This window comes from Curtobacterium sp. TC1, assembly GCF_019844075.1.
In the GTDB taxonomy this organism is placed as follows: Bacteria; Actinomycetota; Actinomycetes; order Actinomycetales; family Microbacteriaceae; genus Curtobacterium.
On sequence record NZ_CP081962.1, the window covers coordinates 81,582 to 100,678 of the forward strand.

21 protein-coding genes and 1 pseudogene are annotated in these 19,097 nt (G+C 63.6%); 10 read left to right on the forward strand and 12 right to left on the reverse strand.

Annotated elements, in window-relative coordinates:
- Positions 1 to 77 precede the first annotated feature (77 nt).
- The gene (locus tag KZI27_RS00400) at positions 78 to 584 is read left to right on the forward strand and encodes a DUF4282 domain-containing protein (RefSeq protein WP_222657539.1); all 507 of its coding nucleotides are present in this window, start codon (positions 78 to 80) and stop codon (positions 582 to 584) included.
- Between the two features lie 192 nt (positions 585 to 776).
- The gene (locus KZI27_RS00405) at positions 777 to 1,967 is read left to right on the forward strand and encodes an ATP-binding protein (RefSeq protein ID WP_222657406.1); all 1,191 of its coding nucleotides are present in this window, start codon (positions 777 to 779) and stop codon (positions 1,965 to 1,967) included.
- Between the two features lie 235 nt (positions 1,968 to 2,202).
- On the opposite strand, the gene KZI27_RS20415 is transcribed toward KZI27_RS00405, so the two are convergent.
- From KZI27_RS20415 to KZI27_RS00420, 3 genes are all read right to left on the reverse strand, one after another.
- Positions 2,203 to 2,571, reverse strand: a complete 369-nt coding sequence (locus KZI27_RS20415) for an SdpI family protein (RefSeq protein ID WP_222657407.1) — start codon at positions 2,569 to 2,571, stop codon at positions 2,203 to 2,205.
- Between the two features lie 127 nt (positions 2,572 to 2,698).
- Positions 2,699 to 3,124 carry a hypothetical protein gene (locus KZI27_RS00415; RefSeq protein WP_222657408.1) on the reverse strand — a complete coding sequence of 142 codons (426 nt, stop codon included), beginning with the start codon at positions 3,122 to 3,124 and terminating at the stop codon, positions 2,699 to 2,701.
- Positions 3,124 to 3,384 carry a glutaredoxin domain-containing protein gene (locus tag KZI27_RS00420; protein ID WP_222657409.1) on the reverse strand — a complete coding sequence of 87 codons (261 nt, stop codon included), beginning with the start codon at positions 3,382 to 3,384 and terminating at the stop codon, positions 3,124 to 3,126. Before KZI27_RS00420 ends, KZI27_RS00415 begins: the two co-directional genes overlap by 1 nt.
- A 430-nt stretch (positions 3,385 to 3,814) precedes the next feature.
- Between KZI27_RS00420 and KZI27_RS00425 the strand changes: the two genes are divergently transcribed.
- Positions 3,815 to 4,165 (forward strand): hypothetical protein, encoded by a 351-nt coding sequence (locus tag KZI27_RS00425; protein WP_222657410.1) that lies wholly within the window; start codon positions 3,815 to 3,817, stop codon positions 4,163 to 4,165.
- 396 nt (positions 4,166 to 4,561) lie between these two features.
- Here the strand turns inward: KZI27_RS00425 and KZI27_RS00430 are convergent, their stop codons facing one another.
- The 3 genes from KZI27_RS00430 to KZI27_RS00440 form a co-directional block, all read right to left on the reverse strand.
- Entirely contained in the window at positions 4,562 to 4,825 is a 264-nt protein-coding gene (locus KZI27_RS00430; protein WP_222657411.1) for a zinc-ribbon domain-containing protein, read from the reverse strand.
- A 1,032-nt stretch (positions 4,826 to 5,857) separates the two neighbouring features.
- Positions 5,858 to 6,631 (reverse strand): RES family NAD+ phosphorylase, encoded by a 774-nt coding sequence (locus KZI27_RS00435; protein WP_222657412.1) that lies wholly within the window; start codon positions 6,629 to 6,631, stop codon positions 5,858 to 5,860.
- Positions 6,628 to 7,005 carry a hypothetical protein gene (locus KZI27_RS00440; RefSeq protein ID WP_111095729.1) on the reverse strand — a complete coding sequence of 126 codons (378 nt, stop codon included), beginning with the start codon at positions 7,003 to 7,005 and terminating at the stop codon, positions 6,628 to 6,630. Before KZI27_RS00440 ends, KZI27_RS00435 begins: the two co-directional genes overlap by 4 nt.
- Before the next feature lie 435 nt (positions 7,006 to 7,440).
- Between KZI27_RS00440 and KZI27_RS00445 the strand changes: the two genes are divergently transcribed.
- The 3 genes from KZI27_RS00445 to KZI27_RS00455 all read left to right on the forward strand — a co-directional run bounded on the left by KZI27_RS00445 (position 7,441) and on the right by KZI27_RS00455 (position 10,409).
- Positions 7,441 to 7,779, forward strand: coding sequence for a histone-like nucleoid-structuring protein Lsr2 (locus tag KZI27_RS00445; protein WP_222657413.1), 339 nt, complete (start codon positions 7,441 to 7,443; stop codon positions 7,777 to 7,779).
- Between the two features lie 183 nt (positions 7,780 to 7,962).
- Positions 7,963 to 9,207, forward strand: a complete 1,245-nt coding sequence (locus KZI27_RS00450; RefSeq protein WP_222657414.1) for a DEAD/DEAH box helicase — start codon at positions 7,963 to 7,965, stop codon at positions 9,205 to 9,207.
- Positions 9,117 to 10,409, forward strand: a complete 1,293-nt coding sequence (locus KZI27_RS00455) for a helicase C-terminal domain-containing protein (protein WP_222657415.1) — start codon at positions 9,117 to 9,119, stop codon at positions 10,407 to 10,409. The genes KZI27_RS00450 and KZI27_RS00455 overlap by 91 nt, the downstream gene beginning before the upstream one ends.
- Before the next feature lie 675 nt (positions 10,410 to 11,084).
- Here KZI27_RS00455 and KZI27_RS00460 read toward each other — a convergent pair.
- A complete protein-coding gene (locus KZI27_RS00460; RefSeq protein WP_222657416.1) occupies positions 11,085 to 11,966 on the reverse strand; it encodes a TIR domain-containing protein in 882 nt (293 codons plus the stop codon).
- Positions 11,967 to 12,332: 366 nt separating this feature from the next.
- Between KZI27_RS00460 and KZI27_RS20100 the strand changes: the two genes are divergently transcribed.
- The gene (locus KZI27_RS20100; RefSeq protein ID WP_261783832.1) at positions 12,333 to 12,458 is read left to right on the forward strand and encodes a hypothetical protein; all 126 of its coding nucleotides are present in this window, start codon (positions 12,333 to 12,335) and stop codon (positions 12,456 to 12,458) included.
- Between the two features lie 75 nt (positions 12,459 to 12,533).
- Here KZI27_RS20100 and KZI27_RS00465 read toward each other — a convergent pair whose 3' ends face one another.
- A complete protein-coding gene (locus KZI27_RS00465) occupies positions 12,534 to 13,196 on the reverse strand; it encodes a DUF2510 domain-containing protein (RefSeq protein ID WP_222657417.1) in 663 nt (220 codons plus the stop codon).
- A 235-nt stretch (positions 13,197 to 13,431) separates the two neighbouring features.
- Here KZI27_RS00465 and KZI27_RS00470 point away from each other — a divergent pair, with 235 nt between their 5' ends.
- Both KZI27_RS00470 and KZI27_RS00475 read left to right on the forward strand, forming a co-directional pair.
- Positions 13,432 to 14,040, forward strand: a complete 609-nt coding sequence (locus KZI27_RS00470; RefSeq protein ID WP_222657418.1) for a DUF3887 domain-containing protein — start codon at positions 13,432 to 13,434, stop codon at positions 14,038 to 14,040.
- Between the two features lie 155 nt (positions 14,041 to 14,195).
- Positions 14,196 to 15,023, forward strand: a complete 828-nt coding sequence (locus KZI27_RS00475) for a CPBP family intramembrane glutamic endopeptidase (RefSeq protein WP_222657419.1) — start codon at positions 14,196 to 14,198, stop codon at positions 15,021 to 15,023.
- A 6-nt stretch (positions 15,024 to 15,029) separates the two neighbouring features.
- Here the strand turns inward: KZI27_RS00475 and KZI27_RS00480 are convergent, their stop codons facing one another.
- Positions 15,030 to 15,500, reverse strand: coding sequence for a hypothetical protein (locus KZI27_RS00480; RefSeq protein WP_222657420.1), 471 nt, complete (start codon positions 15,498 to 15,500; stop codon positions 15,030 to 15,032).
- Between the two features lie 262 nt (positions 15,501 to 15,762).
- On the opposite strand from KZI27_RS00480, the pseudogene KZI27_RS20105 reads away from it, so the two are divergent.
- Positions 15,763 to 15,912: pseudogene (locus KZI27_RS20105) on the forward strand (DUF1648 domain-containing protein); the annotation flags it as partial.
- A gap of 148 nt (positions 15,913 to 16,060) precedes the next feature.
- Here KZI27_RS20105 and KZI27_RS20110 read toward each other — a convergent pair.
- From KZI27_RS20110 to KZI27_RS00495, 3 genes are read right to left on the reverse strand one after another with little or no spacing between them, the layout of a single operon-like run.
- A complete protein-coding gene (locus KZI27_RS20110) occupies positions 16,061 to 17,101 on the reverse strand; it encodes a sporulation-delaying protein SdpB family protein (protein ID WP_261783833.1) in 1,041 nt (346 codons plus the stop codon).
- On the reverse strand, positions 17,092 to 17,622 hold the full coding sequence (locus KZI27_RS00490; protein ID WP_222657421.1) for an SdpA family antimicrobial peptide system protein: 531 nt from the start codon (positions 17,620 to 17,622) through the stop codon (positions 17,092 to 17,094). Before KZI27_RS00490 ends, KZI27_RS20110 begins: the two co-directional genes overlap by 10 nt.
- Positions 17,623 to 17,651: 29 nt before the next feature.
- Complete coding sequence (locus tag KZI27_RS00495) at positions 17,652 to 18,227, reverse strand: hypothetical protein (protein ID WP_222657422.1); 576 nt, start codon at positions 18,225 to 18,227, stop codon at positions 17,652 to 17,654.
- Positions 18,228 to 19,097: the final 870 nt, after the last annotated feature.

Sequence of the window (19,097 nt, forward strand, 5' to 3'; positions counted from 1 at the left end):
TGTTCCTGGAGCGGGGTTGCTGACAGCATGGCTGCAGAGCACTGCCATGGGGGCAGGCATGAAAGCAGGAGCACGCAATGACTGACACACCTCGGAATCCCGGCGACCACACATCGTCCGACGGGCAGCCCTCCCCACGGAACCCCGGTAGCCACACTCCTTGGACTGGCCAGCCAACACCGCAGAACCCGGGTGGAAGCACCCCGCCCGCAGGCGGTGGGCAGCCGCCCTACGGCGCGGGTGGGCCGCTGCAAGGCCCAGACGGCTGGCAGTCACCGCCGCCGCTGGGTGACCCGAAGGCAAAAGGGTTCTTCGGCGCTCTGTTCGACTTCTCCTTCAACCACTTCGTCACGCCGATCATCGTCAAGATCGTTTACATCCTCGTGCTTGTCGCGCTCGTGATTGGCTGGCTGATCGCCGTTATCACCGGCTTTGCCCAGAACGTCGGCATCGGCCTGGTGTTCCTGATCATCGGTGCCATCGGCGTCATCGTCTACCTGGCCCTGATCCGCATGACCTTGGAGCTATACCTGTCGATCGTCCGGATGAGCGAAGACATCCACCACCGGCTTCCCCGAGGCTGACCCTTTGACCTCCGCACGCATGTGTGGGCCTGGACGGCCCAGCCGACGAGGCCCACACATGCGTCGCCGCGTGCAGTGCGCGACGACCGATGAGCAGCCGTTTGCTCCTGTCTCGAACGCAGACGCGGTGGGCAAACGGAACCTTTTATTAGAATTCTGCTATAATTGCCAATAATCTGGTAGAGTTCGGGTGTGGATCCGCTTCTGAACCCGTTCCGGCCTGGCGCCGGCATCCGGCCGCCCGAGCTGGTCGGGCGGCAAGCTGAGATCGATCTTGTCGACCTCATGGTTGCGCACAGCCGTCGACAGCGGAATGACGGGGGCCTGATTCTGTATGGCCTGCGCGGCGTCGGTAAGACGGTGCTGTTGTCACGGCTGCGGCAGATCGTCGAGAACGCCGGTTGGGTCACGGTTCAGCTAGAAGCTCGACCGGGCGAGTCCGGGAAGCTCATCGCCCGTCAGTCGCTCGCTCGGGGTGTCGCGATGGCTGGGCGGAAGATGAACCGTTTCCAACATGCCCTCGGTGAAGTACGTGAGGCACTTGCAAGCGTCACGTCCTTCTCTGCGACCATCGGCGGTACCGGGGTGTCACTCGGCGTGGATCCTTCCCCGCATCGGGCGAATTCCGGGCTGATCGAAGTGGATCTCGAGGAGCTCGTCGCTGATCTCGCAGCCCCGCTGCAAAAGAACCAGAGCGCGTTCGCAATCTTCGTCGATGAGATGCAGGACCTCGACCGGGACCTTTTGACCGCACTGCTTGCGGTCCAACACCGCGCGGGCCAGCAGGACTGGCCGTTTTACATCATCGGGGCGGGCCTGTCGACACTTCGCCGAACCCTCGCCGAAGCACGCTCCTACTCCGAACGCTTCACCATCCGGGAAGTGGGCCCCTTGGCTGCTGACGCGGCTGCTACTGCTCTGGCAAAGCCTGCCGAGGAGTTCGGAGCCCGCTTCACCGACGAGGCCCTTGCCGAGATCCTCGGCGCAGCGAACGGCTACCCCTTCTTCCTGCAGACCTACGGGAAGGCGGTGTGGGAGCTCTCCACCGACCGCCTGATCGACGGGACCACCGCAATTGCTGGGATCGAGGAAGGCAATGCGGACCTCGATCAGGGCTTCTTCCCCGCTCGCTGGGATCGGACCACGCCCCTTGAGCGTCAGTACCTGCGTGCGATCGTCGCCGTCAGCGGTAGCACCGCGAGCACATCCGCCATCGCTGATGCGCTCGGGAAGCCCGCCACATCGCTCAGCCCTGTGCGCCAATCGCTGATCGAGAAGGGCATCATCTTCGCCGAGCGCCGCGGGTACGTCAGCTTCACCGTGCCGAACATGGACGCGTTCATCCGCCGTCAGAACGACCTCGACGACGTCGAAGATGACTAGTCCGGCATTGCGCCGATAATATAGATTATGTCAGTAGAGGCGCGATGCGCGACCGTCCGACTGTCCTCCGAATGGTGATCTCAGTGCACGTGCTCCTGCACCCCCGGATGCCTGCGCAACCGTGCCGATTCGGGAGGCTTCGAGCTGGGCGACCCGACGCCGGCCGTCCCACCGCGACCACCCCAATATCGGCGCGGGCGTCCAAGCTGGCGACCGTTACGCCGCCCGGCCTGGCTTAGCGAGCTGAGGTTACGCGTCGAGCAGCGCGTGAGGCGGACACCGCGGCCGCGACAAGAGCGCCCAAGGTGCACGCGAGCGAGAGCCCGATCAGGACCATGTAGAGGACCGGCACCAGCTGGGCCGGAATTGATATGACAATGACGATAGTTGCCACGAGCAAGAACGGCCGCATAGCCTTCCGAGCCGCTTCATGACCGGCAACCCACGTCTCGTCACTTCGCATGACCACTGGGAGACGCACCCCCGCGACGTGGTTGCGGTCTAATCCGTCGGCTGCTACTGAGACCACTCCCCAGATTGCAGCGTTGACGGCCAAAATGAGGACAGCGCACGCGATTGCCGCGAACCAACCTGGATTGCTCATGTCCGCCTCCCCCTCAACAACCTAACGCAGGACGGAGTTGAGTTTCCCGATCAGCGACCGGTCGAGCGGCAGATGCACTGAATCTCATAGTCGCGCCTGCCATTTGGATGATACGTCCAGAACCTGGTCAGGGATCGAGGGAATCGGGCTGGTCGGCGTCCACCCAGTGCAACAGTTTGGTCGCGGCGCCTTGGTATCGGCCTTTGTTCGCGTGGATGGCGCAGTCGTGGTTGTCGTGGTCGTATGCGGCTCGGTAGTAACGGTCGGCGTCGAAGTCGGCGGCGTTGTACGCGTTCCAGGCCGCGTCGACTTCGGCTTGGCGGGATTCGTACCCCCATCGCTGCCCTTGCCGGAAGATCGCCCACTCTCGGGCGGTGAACTCTCCCATTGGGATCTCGACCTCGCGGTGGTCGGCCGGTGGCGCAGCGAGCTCGTCGAGGTTCGCAGGCGCCGCGAACACATCAGCTACCGGCTCGCCTGCCGTCGCCGAGGCCCGGATGTCGCGTGCGAAGGTGAATCGGCGCTGATCATCCCGCTCGAGTGTCATCGTCATCACGCGGCCGTGCTCGAGGTGAGGGCGGCGGCGAGTTCGCCGATCTTGTCGGGGCGGAACCCGCTCCAGGAGCCGGTCTCCGTGTCGGTGACGACGATGGGGGCGTTCGTGCCGAGGGTGGTCTTCCACTCGTCGATCTGCGCCTGGTCGACGTCGTCGAGGGTCACCTCGGTGTACTCGATGCCGGCGGAGTTGAGAGCGCGCTCGGTGGCCTTGCACATGCCGCAGAACCCAGACTTGGTGTAAACCGTGATGCTCATCGAAATCACCTTCCAAAAGATTGTGATGCGGTGGAGGCCCCTCCCCCGTTGCATGCTTCTATTCTATAACGCGCGGGCCTAAGTGGGTACCCTTTTCCGCACATTCTGTGACCCGTTTCTGTCGGGCGGCACACCTGTTTCCAACCTATGCTTCTACATTGTTTGGCGCCCGAGCGTGACGTTTACGAAGGTGCGGCTGGGGTAGCGATAACAGCGGGAGGGCTGGGAATCCCCAGGAGCATTAACGCCGTGCTGCTGTTACTTTCACCCGACAGTAACAACAGGCCGCACATTCTCTAACTGTGTCGTCCCGGCTTGCCGCAAAGCGGCTTCGCACCGTCTCGACTACCGGCGGCCGGCACGGGCGGGTACGTACCGTCCCGGCGGGTCCGGCACGGCGAGGCCCGGTGCTGCTGGCAGCATCCGGTGCATGAGATCTCGACGCGGCGCCCGGAAGGGCCGGCCCAGGAACCAGGGCAACCCGATCGACGTCCTGCTCGAGCACGAGGACACCACTCCCCCGGCATCCGCATCCGCCGACGTCGACCACATCCTTGGTCGGTCGATCGAGGTGGTGCACTCGTTCTGGGTGCAGCCCGCGGACCTGGTGCCCTGCGACGTCGACGGGTGCACCGATCCGGCGGAACCGGAAGCATGGGAACCGGTCGACCTCGACACCGGCGACGAGCTGCCGGGCCGGTTCTGCGACGAGCATCAGCTCGCCTGGATCACTCGTCCCCGTGAGACGACGTCGACCACCGGGGATCTCGTCTCCCCCTGAGCGCTCTTGATCGCGGCGCCGCTCTGCGGTGTCGTCGCGCTGCGAGCTCCGTCGAGCAGCGCCGGGGTCAGGGAGGGGGCGGAGCCCATTGCCGCGGCGGCGGAGCCGTCGCGGCAGCCCACGGACACCAGGACGGCCCGATGGGACACCTGCGGGCCGGGAGGGGACACGAACCGGTGCCGGGTGGGCGTGGGAGCCGCTGGCTGCGACGCCGACGCCGGTTCACCTACTCAGAAGGAAGTGCCGAAAGTTCTCGCGTGCGGCGGTGGCGACGGCTTTCAGCCCGGAACCTCGTCCGTACAATCGCCAAAGGCTTCCCGGGCAAACAACGAACCCTGGGGGTTCGACAAGCACTGCCCGCCTTGCCGGCTCAACTCAGACAACCGCAGGCGGCCGCTATACGCGGACACGTCCGTCCTGGGCGTTAACCCACTGGGCTGAGTGGTCCACCTGCTGGCGGGACAGGCGCGTCGTCGTGCCGCAGTGGCCGCACTCGACGAAGTAGGACGTCTTGAGTGAGAACAGCGGAACGAAGAACAGCGTCACCTTCTGCTGCACACGCATGACTCGCTGCGCGGCCGCTACTCCGCAGTGGCCGCATACGAACGACACCACGAACAGGATCGCGTTGACTGCGCGGGATCCGAGGATGAGGAACATGTATCGAGTGAATCACTCGATACATGTTCACCAGCGATGCTTCTGGGCAAGACAACCAACCCCAGGAAGGCTCGACAAGTGCGCCGGAGTCCGGGCCCGTCAGACGCAACCGCCGGCCACCGGCGACCCACGTCCGCTGCCCGCCTGCGTGGAGCTCGCGCGCGACGGGTACGAAGAAGGCCTCGGCCTGTTGGGGGAACAGACCGAGGCCGACTGCACGGAGGTCTCGGGAGACCATCACGCGCATGGTGCTCGAGTGCGTTGGGGGGAACGACCCGAGCAAACCAACGATAGGTCCAAAATGTGCGACAGGTGTTGGATTTCGCTGTCAGCTCACGGGGGTTGCCGCGGCGTCCACGCGATGCTTCACCGCCGCACGCCAGACCCACGCGGCGGTCTTCGCTTGGCCGCTTCCCCACTCGATCAGCACCGCGTCGTCGGTGGCTGCGATCGCAGCGCACCGCACCCGGATGTCGCGACCGTGGAGCGTTCGGATCCATGCCCACACCGGTCGCGGTGGATCCACATCGACCGCTGGCCCGCGGCGTGCTTCAACGGGAAGCGACACTCCCTCCGGTGGCCGCCACCGGTCAGAACGACGCCGCGCCATCACTTTCCCGCTGCATCAAGCATCTCTGACAGCCCGGCACGCCTGCGACGACGTGTGCTGTGGGGTGCGAGTTGCATGCGGTTGAGGGTAGGGGTGTCCGCCGATGTCGGCGGCCGTGAGGGACGATAGCGGCGTGGCTATTCATCCCGCGATCGTTCTCACCTGTGATGGGTATCAGTGCGGCGAGAAGCTTGCGTTGATCGGCCCGAACGCCGTGAGCTACCGCGGTGCGCGCAGTCACGCGGAGTCGTACGGTTGGGATTGCTCAGCCGAGCACGTGGACTGGTGTCCGAGCTGCCGTGCCGCGCAAGCATCGTTATGAATCGCTCGTTTCATAACAGATCATCGCAACGGCGCGGGAACGCGGCCCCGCGGCCACCTCGCTGTGACGGCCGGGGGACGTCGTTCCGGCGCCGGCAGTTCTAGAACGCGCGGATGCCGAAGTGGCGGGTCGCGGTGAGGAAGTCGGGGTTGTCTAGCGTGATCGACGCGGTGCCGGTGACCGTGAGGTCGCCTGCGGCGCGGTCGAGCCAGAACGCTCGGCACCACGAGCCGCCGAACTTGCTTCCGAAGTGGATGCCCATCGGCTGGGAGCCATCATCGAGGGTGGCGTCGTGGACGATGTCGGCGATCGCGGTGGTGAGGGCTCGATCGTCGCTGCGCAGCGCGGCGGTCGTGAAGGTGGCGTAGCCGCCGACAAGGAGGTGCGTTGTGAGAATCGGCTCGAGTGCGCTGATCGATTCGGGATGCTCGACGTCGACCAGCCAGCCCGCCGCGGGCTGGCGGATCAGCAATGCGGCGCGGTCGTCTCGCCAGGATCGGGGCAGTGCACCGGTCTGCATGAAGGAGCGCTCCTCCCAGTCAGCCGCGACGTCGACAAGGAACTCTTCGAGGGTGAGTCCTAACGCGCGAGCGTCGACCTCGAGAGCGCTTCCGGTCCCGAGCGGCAGCTTGAAGCTCGAGAGGACTTCGGCCAGCGCTCCGGCGCGAGAGCCGGCGGTGTAGAGCGTCTCGGTACCCACTGCGTCATAACGACCCCAGCTGGAGCGCTCAGTGTGGTTGTCACCGGCGTCGTGACGAGCCGGCGCTGATATCGGGGCGTAGGTGTTCTTCGCAATGCGGTGCCCGACGTCACCAGTGCAAGGAAGCAACCGCAGCCCGGTCGCGGTGCATGTCCGCGGTGCACGGACGGTCACGCGTCGACAGTGCCGTCGATGAAGGCCTGCGCGGCACGGCCGAGCTGAGCGGCATCGTCGTCACGGATCGCGGTCAAGGGCGTGCGCTCCCCGAGGAAGGGATTCGCGCCAATGAACCACGCCCGAGCAACGTGGGCTCCTTCGTGCTCGGCGACGACACCCCACGTCCTCGACATCAGACGCAGACGGCGTTCGAAGTCCGCGCCGGGACGAGGCCCATCGTCCTTGGCCCACTTGATCGGAAGCTTGCGATCCTTGCTTCCAGTCGCGGCCGCCACCAGAGTCGGACCGAGCGCACCATTGAGCTCCCGGACGAGCTCGTGGATGTCAAGCCGCGTGACTCGACCGTGCTGCACCTCGGTTGCTACCGTCATGCCACCAGTCTTACACCCTTCGCCCCCTCGTGCCATAGGAGCGTCGCATCACTCCCGACGGGCTTCCCCCACACCCCGGCGAGCAGTTGTGCAACAGCCTGTTGCAGAAGCCGCTACCCCCGCCCAAGCCGCCGCAAGGGGCCCTTGGCGTCAGCGGCCCAGCCATCGCGCGACACCTCGAGACAGCCCCAGCGATCCCCCAGCAGCGACGGAGAACTTCCGTACTCACGGGACACCCGTGGAGCAGCCCGGGCAGCGCGCACCCAATAGTCCAGCTCAGCTAGAGCAGCGCCATGCCCCCGGATACGACCCATGACGGATCAAACACTTCCGCCGAGTTCGCCTGACGATCCGGCGCGAGAAGAACCAGGTAAGCGCCTTACTGGATCAGCTATGCCAGGCTGGAGATGACCTCCGAGTGAAAGGCGACCTACCATGGCGCAGAAAGTCATCACGCATCTCGTCGACGACCTCACCGGCGACACCATCGAAGACGGAAGAGGCCACAGCGTAACGTTCGGCTTCGACGGTGCGCACTACGAGATCGACCTCACCGACGACAACGCCGACGCACTCCGCGAAGCGTTCTCCGACTACATCGCCGCCGCCAGGAAGGTTAGCGGCCGCTCCGGTCGAGTCGGCGCAGCACCGAAGCGTGGAAACTCAGAAGAGCTCGCGAAGATCCGCGAGTGGGCCAACGCAAACGGCCACGAAGTCTCCTCGCGCGGACGCATCAGCCAGGCCGTCCGCGACGCGTACGACGCCGCGCACTGACACCACTCCCCCAACGAAAGCAGCCGGTCACCCCTCGAGGTGGCCGGCTCTTCTCGTTCACGCCGATACGGCGGTGTTATGTCAGATAGGCGCGTCCTTCGTGAACCTGAGGGTCTGCCGTGCGGCCTAACGACTTGCCGTAGTTGAGTTCGACTCGGCTGTTTGCGCTGATATAGATACCCCATGGACTTCGACCAGCTGGCGAACGAGGTTGGGACAGCGCTTCCGACGGAACCTCGTGCTGTCTTTGACTCACTCCCCGGCAAAGCTCAGGGATATGGCTACCTTCGCGACGTCCAGGCACAAATCCTGACCGCCTGGCATGCACGCCGAACGGATCGCGACGTCATTGTCAAGGTCAATACGGGTGGCGGAAAGACCATCGACGGTCTGATCATGCTGCAGAGTTATCTCAACGAGGGCATCAAGCCCGCGCTCTACGTCGCGCCGGATAAGTACCTCGTACAGCAGGCCGTGGACGACGCTCGTAACATCGGCCTCAAGGTTGTGACCGACCCTGAGTCCGGTGCGTACCTGGCCGGCGAGTCGATCGCCGTCGTCACTGCTGACCGACTCTTCAACGGGCACACGATCTTCTCCGATCACCGTCCGACGGCCGCTCGTGTGCCAATCGGAGCTGTCGTCATCGACGATGCTCACGCCGTGCTTGCCCGGCTTCGTCAAAAGTTTTCGATCACGGTGCCAAGGGATAGCGCGAGCTACCAAGAGCTCCTCGACCTATTCACTGAAGACCTGAAGACACAATCTCCGGACACCCTTCTCGACATCATCGAACTGACCGGGTCGACTTTCGCCCGCGTCCCGTTCTGGTCAGTGAACGGCAAGGCGGACGAGCTTCGAGTCATACTGCGAAAGTACAAATCGGACCCGATGGACTTCCGCTACGACGCGATCCGTGACGTGATCGCGTTGTCCCGCGTCGTCTTCACGCACCGCGAGGTCACCATTGTCCCGCCCTGTCCCCCTGTGTCCCGAGTGACAAGCTTCGTCGAGGCAAAGCATCGCGTATTCCTTACGGCGACACTGGCGAACGACAGTGTGCTGGTCACGGACTTCGATGCGGACCCAGCCCTGGTTACCACTCCTATTCAGCCACTTACCGCGGGCGACATCGGAGAGCGCCTCATCCTTGCCCCCGAGGAGATCAATCCGCAAATCTCCGACGAGGACGTCCGCTCGGCGGTCAAAGAGATGAGCCTGCAACACAACACTTTGGTAATCGTGCCGAGTGATCGTGCAATGGAGCGGTGGAGCGGTGGAGCGGACCAACCACAACCCAGGCCACCGCCCGCAACCTCAAGGACACCGTTGAGCGGATGCGCAGCGGTGAGCATGTCGGTTTGGTCGTCGTCGCCAACAAGTATGACGGGATCGACCTCCCGCAGAACGCCTGCCGGATCTTGGTAATCGACGGCCTTCCGGAGTCCTTTGACGGCGACGATCGACTTCAAGCACTAATGCAACGGTCGGTCGGCGGGATTGACGATCGTCAGGTGCAGCGCATCGAGCAGGGCATGGGCCGCGGAGTTCGCAGCACCGAGGACTATTGCGCAGTGTTCCTACTCGGCAGGCGCCTGGCTCATCTCACCGTCGACCCGAGGACGCTCGACCGATTCAGCCCGGCCACGCGGAAGCAGCTCGAAGCCTCACGCAACGTAGCCAGGCGGATGTCCAACACTCCGTTGGCAAAGGTGCTTGAGACGGTTCAGCAACTACTCGATCGAGATCCGGGCTGGGTGCGATTCGCACGTCTGCAGCTACAGGGAGTGCTTCCCGAAACTGCGCAGATTGACACAACCGCGATCGCGATGAGGAACGCGTTCGACACCGTGATGGCCGGTGACCACGCAAGCGCTGTCCTGCTGCTCGTGACCGCTGCAGAAGGATCAACCGACCCTCGACGTTCTGGGGCCCTGCTCGAGCAAGCAGCGGTGTATGCCGACCCGCACCAACCGGTCCAGGCCCAGGAGCTACTCGCTCAGGCTAGGAGCAAGAACGACTACGTGCTGAAGCCGCTCAGCGGCATCGCGTTCACACCGCTCGTGCACGAGGGCGCACAGGCCAACATCACGGCCACGCGTTTGACCTCGGTGTACGGCACCCCGCAAGCAATGCGTGTGGGAGTGGAGGCGATGCTCGAGAAGCTCAAGTTTGATCCTCTGGCAACCGATGACTTCGAAGAAGGGTGGCTCGAACTCGGCCACTTCCTCGGGCTGGGATCGCAGCGACCGGAGCGTCAGCTCGGTCAAGGACCAGACAACCTCTGGGCCCTGGAGCCCGGTCGGTACTGGGTGGTTGAGGCAAAAACAGGTGCAACGAGTAGCTTCGTCGCGAAGAAGGACGTTGCTCAACTCGGCCAGTCAATGCTGTGGTTCGGCAACAAGTACGCGCCGGACCAGTCAGCACTACCCGTCATGATCCACCCGGAGCGGAAGCTCTGGAAGGACGCGACCGCTCCCCATGGGATGCGCGTCATCGATCACCAGGTTCTCGGGGAACTCGTGGCGTCTGTCCGTCATCTGGCAAGTGGCCTCGCTGCGGATGGCTGGAACGACCCCGCTCGAATCGCTTCGCTCCTCGAGGGGCACGGCCTCACGCCCGAGGGCTGACGGCCCGCCTAAAGCCGACCATCGGCGGCACGAGCTGAACCGCGGACGCCAGGCGGGCCCGCCGGCCATCTGGATAGTCGTTCCCCCGTACCGCTTAGGTGGTGCGAGCAGAGCCTTTTGAGCACGCGGCATACTGACGTCACTGTCGCGCACAGAACAACCGGGCACCTCGGAACGTAGCTGCCCGTTCTCTTCTCGCCGGAGATCGTGTTCAGACCGTGAAAGCCTGCCCGCACAAAAGGCAGTGCACCGGCATAGCAGCGTCATCGGGGACCTTGACTGGCTCCCAGGAATGACAAGGCGGAGCGAGCATGGCCATGTCGTCAGGCTCCACCAGAGGATTCGGCTCGGCTGGGCCGTCTACCTTGCCCCGCTTGAGTGTCAGACCGCTGTTCCTGCTCGACTTAAATTCCTGCTCGAGGGCGTCCGCAATGATCCCTGGAGCAGCTGCTGCGACCACAGCTTCTTGGTACGAGATTTGCTCCTGCGTGAACCACTGGTCAGGACCCGCGGCCCGGCCGCACCGAGGGCAGAAGTAGGTATCCCCATAGACAAAGTCCTCCGGCGCTGTGCCGGTCGGTCCGTTGTGCCATTTGAATTCTTGTTCACAGTGAGGGCACTCACGGCGAAGGAAACCGTCCGCGTCAAGCGGGAACTCGACTGGTATCTCCATAATCAACCCACCGTATCAAAATAGACGTTTTGACTAAACGGGGTTCCGTCGTCAAGCTGTGCAGTTAGAGTAAGTTCGAACTGGGCAGGCCCGGACGGACCCATTGTCTTTTGAGTTGTCCAGCCCCGCGCGGTAAGCGTCTTCCCGGCGGGAAGCTTCACGACCGGACCACTGTCGTGCAGCGTGACGTGTCTGGACAGCTCCTCCGGAACAATGAGTTCGACGTTGAAAAGATCCACAGCACCATTGTTCGTGATCTGCACTAGATCAAGCTTGGTGCTACCCGACGCCCTCCATCGCCCATCGACGTGCGGACCTCGACGTTCCTGGCTCGGAATTCTCTTTCCGACAGGAAGTCCATCTCCTAAAGCAGGAGGCGGCGTGAAATCTCCCTCGTGAAGCCAGTCGCCCCCCGTAAGGTCGACCTCGCATCCCGCCGTGATTAGCCGATCAGCAAGAGACTTCCGCAAACGTCCTTCATTAGAGATCCTGACCGCATGGCGGCCTCCCACGTCGCTGAATGGCCGTAGGTCCCCGAGTTCTACCAAAATTGTGTGCTTCGGATCTCGCCCCATAGCCATCCCTGCCTCGAAAAGAACGTTGGGGCGCGCTTGTCCTGCCGGGGCTAATTCAGGGTCACCGTCGCCATTGGCGTAATCAGTGCGAATGTAAGCGACATCATCCGGCGTGAGGAGAACGACGACCGCCTGCCCTTCGCTGAAGGCGACGTCAAGGACTTCCCCGATGTAAGGAGAGCCCTGGCCCGTAAGAGCGACCGCCTGGTCCCACTCGATCGGCTTCAAACCGAGGGACCGGAGGAAAGAGAACATGGCGTCTCGGGCCGCGGCGTTGCGACCATGAACGACGAAGACTTTGCTTGTCATGTCCACAGAGTATCCCTCAGATCCGACAACCCGTGCGAGGTCAGACAGCACCACCAGTGCCCACCAGCTCGTGTTGCGCCGGGTATACCCCAGCGCCGCGGGATCGGCTGGTCGAATTGGCGTGGGGTTGGGGTCGGTGCTGCAGCTGGTGCAGCAGATGTGCCCGCGGGTCTACACCCGATGCGACACCCTCGAGGGCGACCGTTTCCGTGCCATGTGAGGTGGGACGGGACATCCGCGTACGGTGCCGGATATGACCGAGGACAGCACCACACCGGACGGCTCGACGACCATCTCCGAGGACCCCGGTCAGGACAGCGGCACCAACTCGGGCGGAGAGCCCACTTCCCCAGAACAGGAGGCATCATGAGCAACCCTGAAGACTCGAACTACGACAAGCCCGACACCGATGACGTCGCCGACCCTAAAGACGTCGACCCGATCGACGGCACCGACGAAAACGACCGCCCGGTCGACAACCCCTCAGGCTGACTCCCCGCTGCCGCGCGTCCTACCTGCCCGACCCACGACTGGGTCGCCACGCTGCTGCCGCGGTGGCGGAGCTCGTCAAGCTCCTGACTTACCGAGACCGTAGGTGTACTTGCCGGAGACCCAATTGACTGTGGCGTTGAAGAAGTAACCCGACTGTGTTCCGTCCGCGTTGTCCTTGTTTGCCGCGAAGCAGTCGAACGAGGTGGTGGTGTCGGTCAGGTCGTCAGTGGAGCCGCTGACTGGGTTGCACGATACGGACATGATCGGACCATCGATGATGCCCTCCGTTGCATCCTCTTCCGCCATGGTCTTCACGGACGCCTCAACCTGCTTCACGGTTTCCGCTCGAGTCGAACGTTCCGCATCGTCAGCCGCCTCCTGAGCCGCTTGTTGTGCTTCACGTTGTTCAGCACGAGTGCGTGCGGCCGCTTCCTGCTTCTGTTCCGCCTTCTCCTCAGCAGCCGCCACCTGCCGCGCGTGGACCACAGCTACCGCCGTACCGCCACCAGCGATGAGCAGCACAGCGGCGATGACGAGCGCCAGAACAACGGGACGACGACGCTTCCGCCGGCGCCGAGACGGCTCTCGGGCTTGCTCCACACCCTCAGGGCCGCCGACTCCCTCGACAGGGGCGTCCGTTCGGCGAGGGCGCGTGAGGCCGGTCCACTGGTCCCCATCCCACAGCATCTCGCGCTCCGGGTCGGAGGGATCGGGAAACCAACCAACAGGCAAACTCATGTGAACAGAATCTCAGCTCCTGGGGGAATCACGGTCGTGGACAGCACCGCGCGCGTCGTCGTCATCGCGGCACTCAGCGTCGTAATGAGGCCCGGGCCCGGTGGCCGGTGCGGCACTGCCGAATCGCAGAGTTAGTGCGCTCACTCGATGACCGTGTGCTGGACTTAGCCGTCGTTGCGAAGGACCGCGACGAAACCCTTGACAGAAGTGCGCCCAGTAAAGGTAGGCTTTACATATGTCGGATAGGTTGCGTGATGCCGCCGCAGCGCTGCATCAGCAGGTTGGAGCGATCCTCGCTGCTCCCGTGTTGGCGTCCGACAATGACGTCTTGCTGCTACTCCGGTCGGCCACCATCGCGCAGACGCAAGCAACCACCCTGGTCGCGGCGGTGGTGGAGAGTGCGCGTGCGGAAGGCCGCACATGGCAGGAGATCGGCGAGGTTCTCGGTGTGAGTCGGCAGGCCGCGTTCCAACGTTTCGGACGTCCCATTGACCCACGAACAGGAGAGGCGATGCTCATGGAACCCTTCGCGGAAGCAGGGGAGCTTGCTCGGACCGTGATCGATGAACTCGTACGAGCGGACTGGGATGACGTCGTGGCTCGGTTCGATCCTTCAGTGCGTGCGCGTCTTGGACCGGATGGCCTTGCAGCTGCGTGGGCGCAAGTCATCGCGACCGTTGGTGCCTTCGAGTCGCGTGGAGAGCCTGAGGTCACGCGGGCTGCTGACTTGACGGTCACGAACACAACATTGGCGTTCGAGGCGGGCGAGTTCGTTGCGCGGATCTCCTTCCGTGACGATGGCATGATCGGCGGATTGTTCATCCTTCCGCCTGGCACGGCATAACAGGTGCCGTCATGACAGCACGGATTGGGCCAGCCGCAACCGGAACTGAGCAATTAGCTGGGACGGGCGTACGGTGGGGAGCCGTCGTGATGTTCTACGTCGTTGCGTGTGGGCTCGCTTGGTTGCTTGCCCTCCCGATGTGGCTAGGAGCCGGCATGGCGACGCCGGGCGCGACTGTTTGGATGGCGGTAATGATGTTCACGCCGACGGCCGCAGCGATCATCGTCGGCCGACTGTGGCAACGCCGCTCATGGCGGTCGTTGTGGGCAGACGTCGGTGTCTGGCCCGTGCGAAGCTGGCGTCGGGTGCTGTCATTCGCGGCAGGGGGCCTGGTCGGGATTGTCCTCGTGGTTGCCGCCGGCGTCGGTCTTGCGGTGGTGCTCGGGCAACTGGAACCGGATCTGCAATCCTTCTCCGGTTTCGCCGCGCAGCTGCGATCGGTGACCGGCGAAACCGACCTCGGCATCTCCGTGCGGATGTTGGTGCTGCTGCAGCTTGTCTCGATTCCGCTCGGTGCGGTGTTCAACACCTTCGTGGCGGTGGGGGAAGAGATCGGGTGGCGCGGATGGCTACTCGCGGAACTCCAGCCGATCGGAAGATGGCCAGCGGCAGCGCTCACTGGCGCACTGTGGGGCCTTTGGCACAGTCCCGTGATCTTGCTGGGCTACAACTTCGCGCGACCGAACGCGCTCGGTGTCGGAGTCATGATCATCGGCTGCGTGCTGGTTGGGATGCTCCTCGCTTGGGTCAGATCCGCCTCCGATTCAATCTGGCCCGCTGCCGTAGCGCATGGTGCCCTCAACGCGTCCGCCGGCATGGCGTCACTTGTGGTCGCCGCTGGTACGAACCCTGATCCCGTCGCCGTTAGCCCGCTGGGGTGGGTCACGTGGATCGTTCTCGGAGCCTTCGTGAGCGCACTCGTCCTCACGACGCGCGGGATGCGACGAGGAGGCGGGAATCGTTTCCCCGCCTCCTCGTCGTGACTCGAGCTACTGGTCGAACCCGGCAGCAATCTTCGCCGCGAACGCCTCGTCCGTCAGCGGATCCGACGACTTCGGAGTCACAGCAGCCGGCACCCAGAGGACCACGCCGAGAACGACGTAGAACGCGAGGGCCACTGCGAGCACCGTGGCGCAGTCGCCCGTGTAGGTGCCGCCCGTCCGAACAGTGTTGGCCCGCGACACGGCGCTGGTGTCCTTCTCGACAGCCTTCACGGCGGCGAGGGTCTTGTACGGGTCGCCGCTCTGCAGCGGGATGGTCACGTTCTTGTGGAACTGCGGGTCGGCCTTCGTGAACAGCGCGAGGAGCTTGTCCAACTGCGCCGACGTCAGCTCGGATTCGGTGGACGGAACGTACTGCTGCAGCTCCGGTACCTGCTCGGCGAGCGGCCCACGGCCGGTGGCAAGGAACGACAGAACGTCCTTGTCCGAGTAGGTCAGCTTGCTGCTCGAGGTCGTCACCACCGACGTCTTCACAGGCGTTGGAGTCGCCGACGCGGGTGCCGTGGCTGCGAAGGTCGTCACCGCCGCTATCGCTGTTGCGAGGGCAGCGGTCAAGGCAATTGATTTACGCATAAAATTCCCCTATTCATGCTGGTTGCGATGCGCGGAACCGCACATCAAGAACACCAAAGCATTACACTGTTTCAAAGTCAACCAGTGGCCAGATTTAACCTGGAGGGATTACATGGAAAAGCGGGCAGGGGGAACGGTCCGGCTGAGTATGAGAAGTCGGATAATAGGATCCGCAGTCGTAGCGCTGCCATTTACCGCGGCCGGTGCTGAAGGGGTGGTGGTCTGGCGCCACTTACCAGATCAGGTCGCCGTGCACTGGTCCCCCGACGGGCGCGCAAATGGATATGACTCCCCCTCTGGGCTGGCTGTCGGCGTTGGAATCTTAGCGGTCGCTTTCCTCGCTGCTGCTCTTCTTGCAATACTGCGTGGGTCGCCCGAAAAAGTTCCGGTTGGTGGCGGAATTCTCGCAGCGTTCGCTGGCGTAGTCCCCGCTGTCTGGGTGATGATCACGGTCGCCGCGCTACCGTCTCCTCCTCCCGCGGCGTGGGTGGTGCTGCCGGTAGGTGCGGCGTTCGGGTTGGTCCCGCCGTTGCTGTTGCGGCTTGGGGCGCGCTACGACGGGGCGACTGAAGCCGGTTGATCCCGCGAGCCCAGAACTCTTTCGATCGTTCTCGCTGAGTGACCGGTGTTGCCGCAACGACGACCGCACCGATCATGATGAGGCCGAAGCTCCAGAGCCCAATGGTCAGGATGATGAATCCGTGGAGGAAGAGGTCAGCGAGGACCGCGAACGAACGCGCGCGCGGTCCACACAAAATGAGAACAGCAACGGTGATCTCGATGATCATCGCCCCCCAGCTCATGCTGACGGTGACCAGTGCGGATCGTGTCATCCATTCGGCGGCCTGGCCGACGAAGCCGCTGGCGCCAAAGTATGGGTCGCGAAGGACGTAGTACTCCTCGGTTCCGTTAGCCCAGTGCGTTGCCCACACCTTTCCGACGGCGCTGTCGAGGTAGAGCGCTGCAACCTGAACTCGGAGCATCATTAGGCCGGCCAAGGCGACTTGTCGCCGCCAGGATGGCAAGGGTGCAGGTTGTCGTTGACCGATCCACCGCCGGTTGTCTCCGACACTGATTGCGATGATCAGTATGGCGAAGACGACTGCCGCTGAGTCCCCTCCGTCTGGCAGCGCGATGGAAACCGCGATGGAGAACGAGACCCATGCATGGAAAACAGACAACAGCGGCGGAAGCACCCCGAAGATCACTGCGAGGAGCACCACAGTCATCAGCGTCGTCGGCACCCAATGGGGCGCGCTCTTTGTGATGCAGTAGATCGACGCCTGCTTGATCCCTGGGCAGGTCGGTGCTTGAGCCTGCCCAAGGAGGGTCTGCATCAGCGCGGAGTAGGGCGTTAGCAAGATCACCGACAGCTGAGCGGCCGCTATGAGTGATCGGCCCAACCAGACTTGCCTTGTCCGAATCTCGAAGGCATCGATGGTCCGCCGCAAGACCGGGGGCCTGAGCTCGCCGAAGATCAGCTGCATGCCAGGTCCAGCGTTGCGGTCCGAGTGATCGAGCTTGACTCATACCCAAAGCCTCTGAAGGCGAACGGCACAGGTTTCACCTCCGCTAACACCACTGCACCGCAGAGTGTCTGGTGTGCAGCGTCGTTCTTGACGGTTTGGGCAGACGACCCACGCGCGACAGAGAGACACGCACTCGGATCACCGGGACTATCGCACTTATTCCACGTCTTCACCTGAGGCGCCAGCAGGGCAAGTTCTGGACCCTGCGCTCGCTGGGTGCGACTCAACCCGAACAGGTTCTCCGCCTTCGACTGTGGCAGTTGCATCAGGCTGTCGAGCGAATCCTGCCTGTACGCGATGAGCACCGGCTTCTCCGGGCTGGCGGTGAAGAACTCCCACCGCTGGGGTGCGATCGCGACGATCGCACCCCGAAACGCGGCAGCGACTTTCGTGTGCTGGGTCAATGCGCTCGGCGCCAGTGACTCGAGCACACATACGGCCGTCCAGAGGAAGAGCACGACGAGCGTGATGAGGAACACCCACGGCGGCCGACGGTCCGACCGTGCTGTCACTGCTGGAAGCTTGTGGCGAGCGCGGCCGCGAACTCCTGGGTTCCATCGGTTCCCGTCGAAGAGCCCGCGTACCAGACCTTCGTCGCGACCGCGAGGTACAGGAGGACGCCGGCGGCGAGCACGACGAGGCAGTCACCAGTGAAGGTGCCATCGACGGTGCTGGCGTCAGTCCTCGCGAGCGCGTTGACGTCACTGCGGTAGGCCTGAAGTGCCGCTGCGGTCACGTACGGATCTCCGCTCTGCAGTTTGACGGTGATCCGCGAGTGCAGCTTGGGATCCACACCCTTCAGGAGCGTGGTCAGTTGGGTGATCTGAGCCCGAGTCGGTGCTTGCCCGTCCGCCACAGGGATGTAGGGAACGAGGTTTGGGAACTCGCGGGCGATGGCCCCGGTCCCCGTCGCCAGGAACCCAATCACGTCGACGTCCGAGTAAGAAGCCGACGAAGCGACGGCTCGGACAGTACTGCTGGACGCTGCCGGTGGCGTCGTTGCGGATGCCGGGACGGCAGTGACCGCCGTTGCCCCCAACGCGAGTGCCACCGTTGCTGCGGTCAGCGCGAACTTCTTGAACATGAGACCCCCTTGGTTACTGGTTTTGGGCCAGCATCGTCCAGGCGATCTGACGTTGTCAAGAGGCATTTGACCGACATGCGATTGATTGACGAAGGTCAGTCGCCTGAAGCGCGACAGCTCAAGTCTCGAAAGTTTACGGCTGCGAGACGTCTCGCAGTGCGACCCACTCCCCCAGAGCAGACCCAGCGTTGACCATCTCGCAGCCATGTCTCGCAAGAGCTCGGTGGCTCTCGCGTCGTGGTGGTCGGTTACGAGACAGGACCGAAGCGGCTCCCGAGTGCGAAGTGGATAGCGTCGTCGTCGGCTACAGGAGCGCTGGTATCGGTGTCCGATAGCCGGTGTTGGGTTCAGCTGGTCGCACTGCATGACCCACTCGCCAGCTACCAACTCGAGGTCGCTTACTCGGGGATCACCTGGACCTGACTGAGAACGATCTCTGGCCATCGGGCGATCACAGGGCGCCCGCAGGAGCCCTCGCGCACGGCCTGACCCCGAAGGTCTCGTTGAGATGGCCGCGAAACCGGTACACCTGCGAGTCGCAGGCCTCTCAGGCCCGGCGCACGACCAGGCAGCCATGCTCCTCCCTGCGCTGCACACGTGTGCGATCAACCACGTGCGCAGCGACCGCCGATGCTCCGAAGACCACGGTCACTGCCGCGAGCAAGCTCACCACCGGTGTCGACGTCTGCGGTGAGCGATCGGCTGTCGGACATCATCGAGCGATGCTCTGATGAACGGCAGTTTCAGGTTGGGTCACCTCTTTCGAGCCCCGCACACGTTTTTTCCAACGTCGACGCACGAACACGTCGCTCCAAGCACTTTGCGGCCGGACCTGCCGATAGTAGGAGGTAGGCGCTATAGTTGACCTCG

What these genes read in the sequence shown, in the direction of transcription:
- KZI27_RS00400 (WP_222657539.1), top strand. Translation starts at nt 78, where the DNA reads ATGACTGACACACCTCGGAATCCCGGCGACCACACATCGTCCGACGGG.
- KZI27_RS20415 (WP_222657407.1), bottom strand. Translation starts at nt 2,571, where the DNA reads ATGAGCAATCCAGGTTGGTTCGCGGCAATCGCGTGCGCTGTCCTCATT.
- KZI27_RS00415 (WP_222657408.1), bottom strand. Translation starts at nt 3,124, where the DNA reads ATGACGATGACACTCGAGCGGGATGATCAGCGCCGATTCACCTTCGCA.
- KZI27_RS00420 (WP_222657409.1), bottom strand. Translation starts at nt 3,384, where the DNA reads ATGAGCATCACGGTTTACACCAAGTCTGGGTTCTGCGGCATGTGCAAG.
- KZI27_RS00425 (WP_222657410.1), top strand. Translation starts at nt 3,815, where the DNA reads ATGAGATCTCGACGCGGCGCCCGGAAGGGCCGGCCCAGGAACCAGGGC.
- KZI27_RS00430 (WP_222657411.1), bottom strand. Translation starts at nt 4,825, where the DNA reads ATGTTCCTCATCCTCGGATCCCGCGCAGTCAACGCGATCCTGTTCGTG.
- KZI27_RS00440 (WP_111095729.1), bottom strand. Translation starts at nt 7,005, where the DNA reads ATGACGGTAGCAACCGAGGTGCAGCACGGTCGAGTCACGCGGCTTGAC.
- KZI27_RS00445 (WP_222657413.1), top strand. Translation starts at nt 7,441, where the DNA reads ATGGCGCAGAAAGTCATCACGCATCTCGTCGACGACCTCACCGGCGAC.
- KZI27_RS00450 (WP_222657414.1), top strand. Translation starts at nt 7,963, where the DNA reads ATGGACTTCGACCAGCTGGCGAACGAGGTTGGGACAGCGCTTCCGACG.
- KZI27_RS00455 (WP_222657415.1), top strand. Translation starts at nt 9,117, where the DNA reads ATGCGCAGCGGTGAGCATGTCGGTTTGGTCGTCGTCGCCAACAAGTAT.
- KZI27_RS00460 (WP_222657416.1), bottom strand. Translation starts at nt 11,966, where the DNA reads ATGACAAGCAAAGTCTTCGTCGTTCATGGTCGCAACGCCGCGGCCCGA.
- KZI27_RS20100 (WP_261783832.1), top strand. Translation starts at nt 12,333, where the DNA reads ATGAGCAACCCTGAAGACTCGAACTACGACAAGCCCGACACCGATGAC.
- KZI27_RS00465 (WP_222657417.1), bottom strand. Translation starts at nt 13,196, where the DNA reads ATGAGTTTGCCTGTTGGTTGGTTTCCCGATCCCTCCGACCCGGAGCGC.
- KZI27_RS00470 (WP_222657418.1), top strand. Translation starts at nt 13,432, where the DNA reads ATGTCGGATAGGTTGCGTGATGCCGCCGCAGCGCTGCATCAGCAGGTT.
- KZI27_RS00475 (WP_222657419.1), top strand. Translation starts at nt 14,196, where the DNA reads ATGGCGACGCCGGGCGCGACTGTTTGGATGGCGGTAATGATGTTCACG.
- KZI27_RS20110 (WP_261783833.1), bottom strand. Translation starts at nt 17,101, where the DNA reads ATGCAGCTGATCTTCGGCGAGCTCAGGCCCCCGGTCTTGCGGCGGACC.
- KZI27_RS00495 (WP_222657422.1), bottom strand. Translation starts at nt 18,227, where the DNA reads ATGTTCAAGAAGTTCGCGCTGACCGCAGCAACGGTGGCACTCGCGTTG.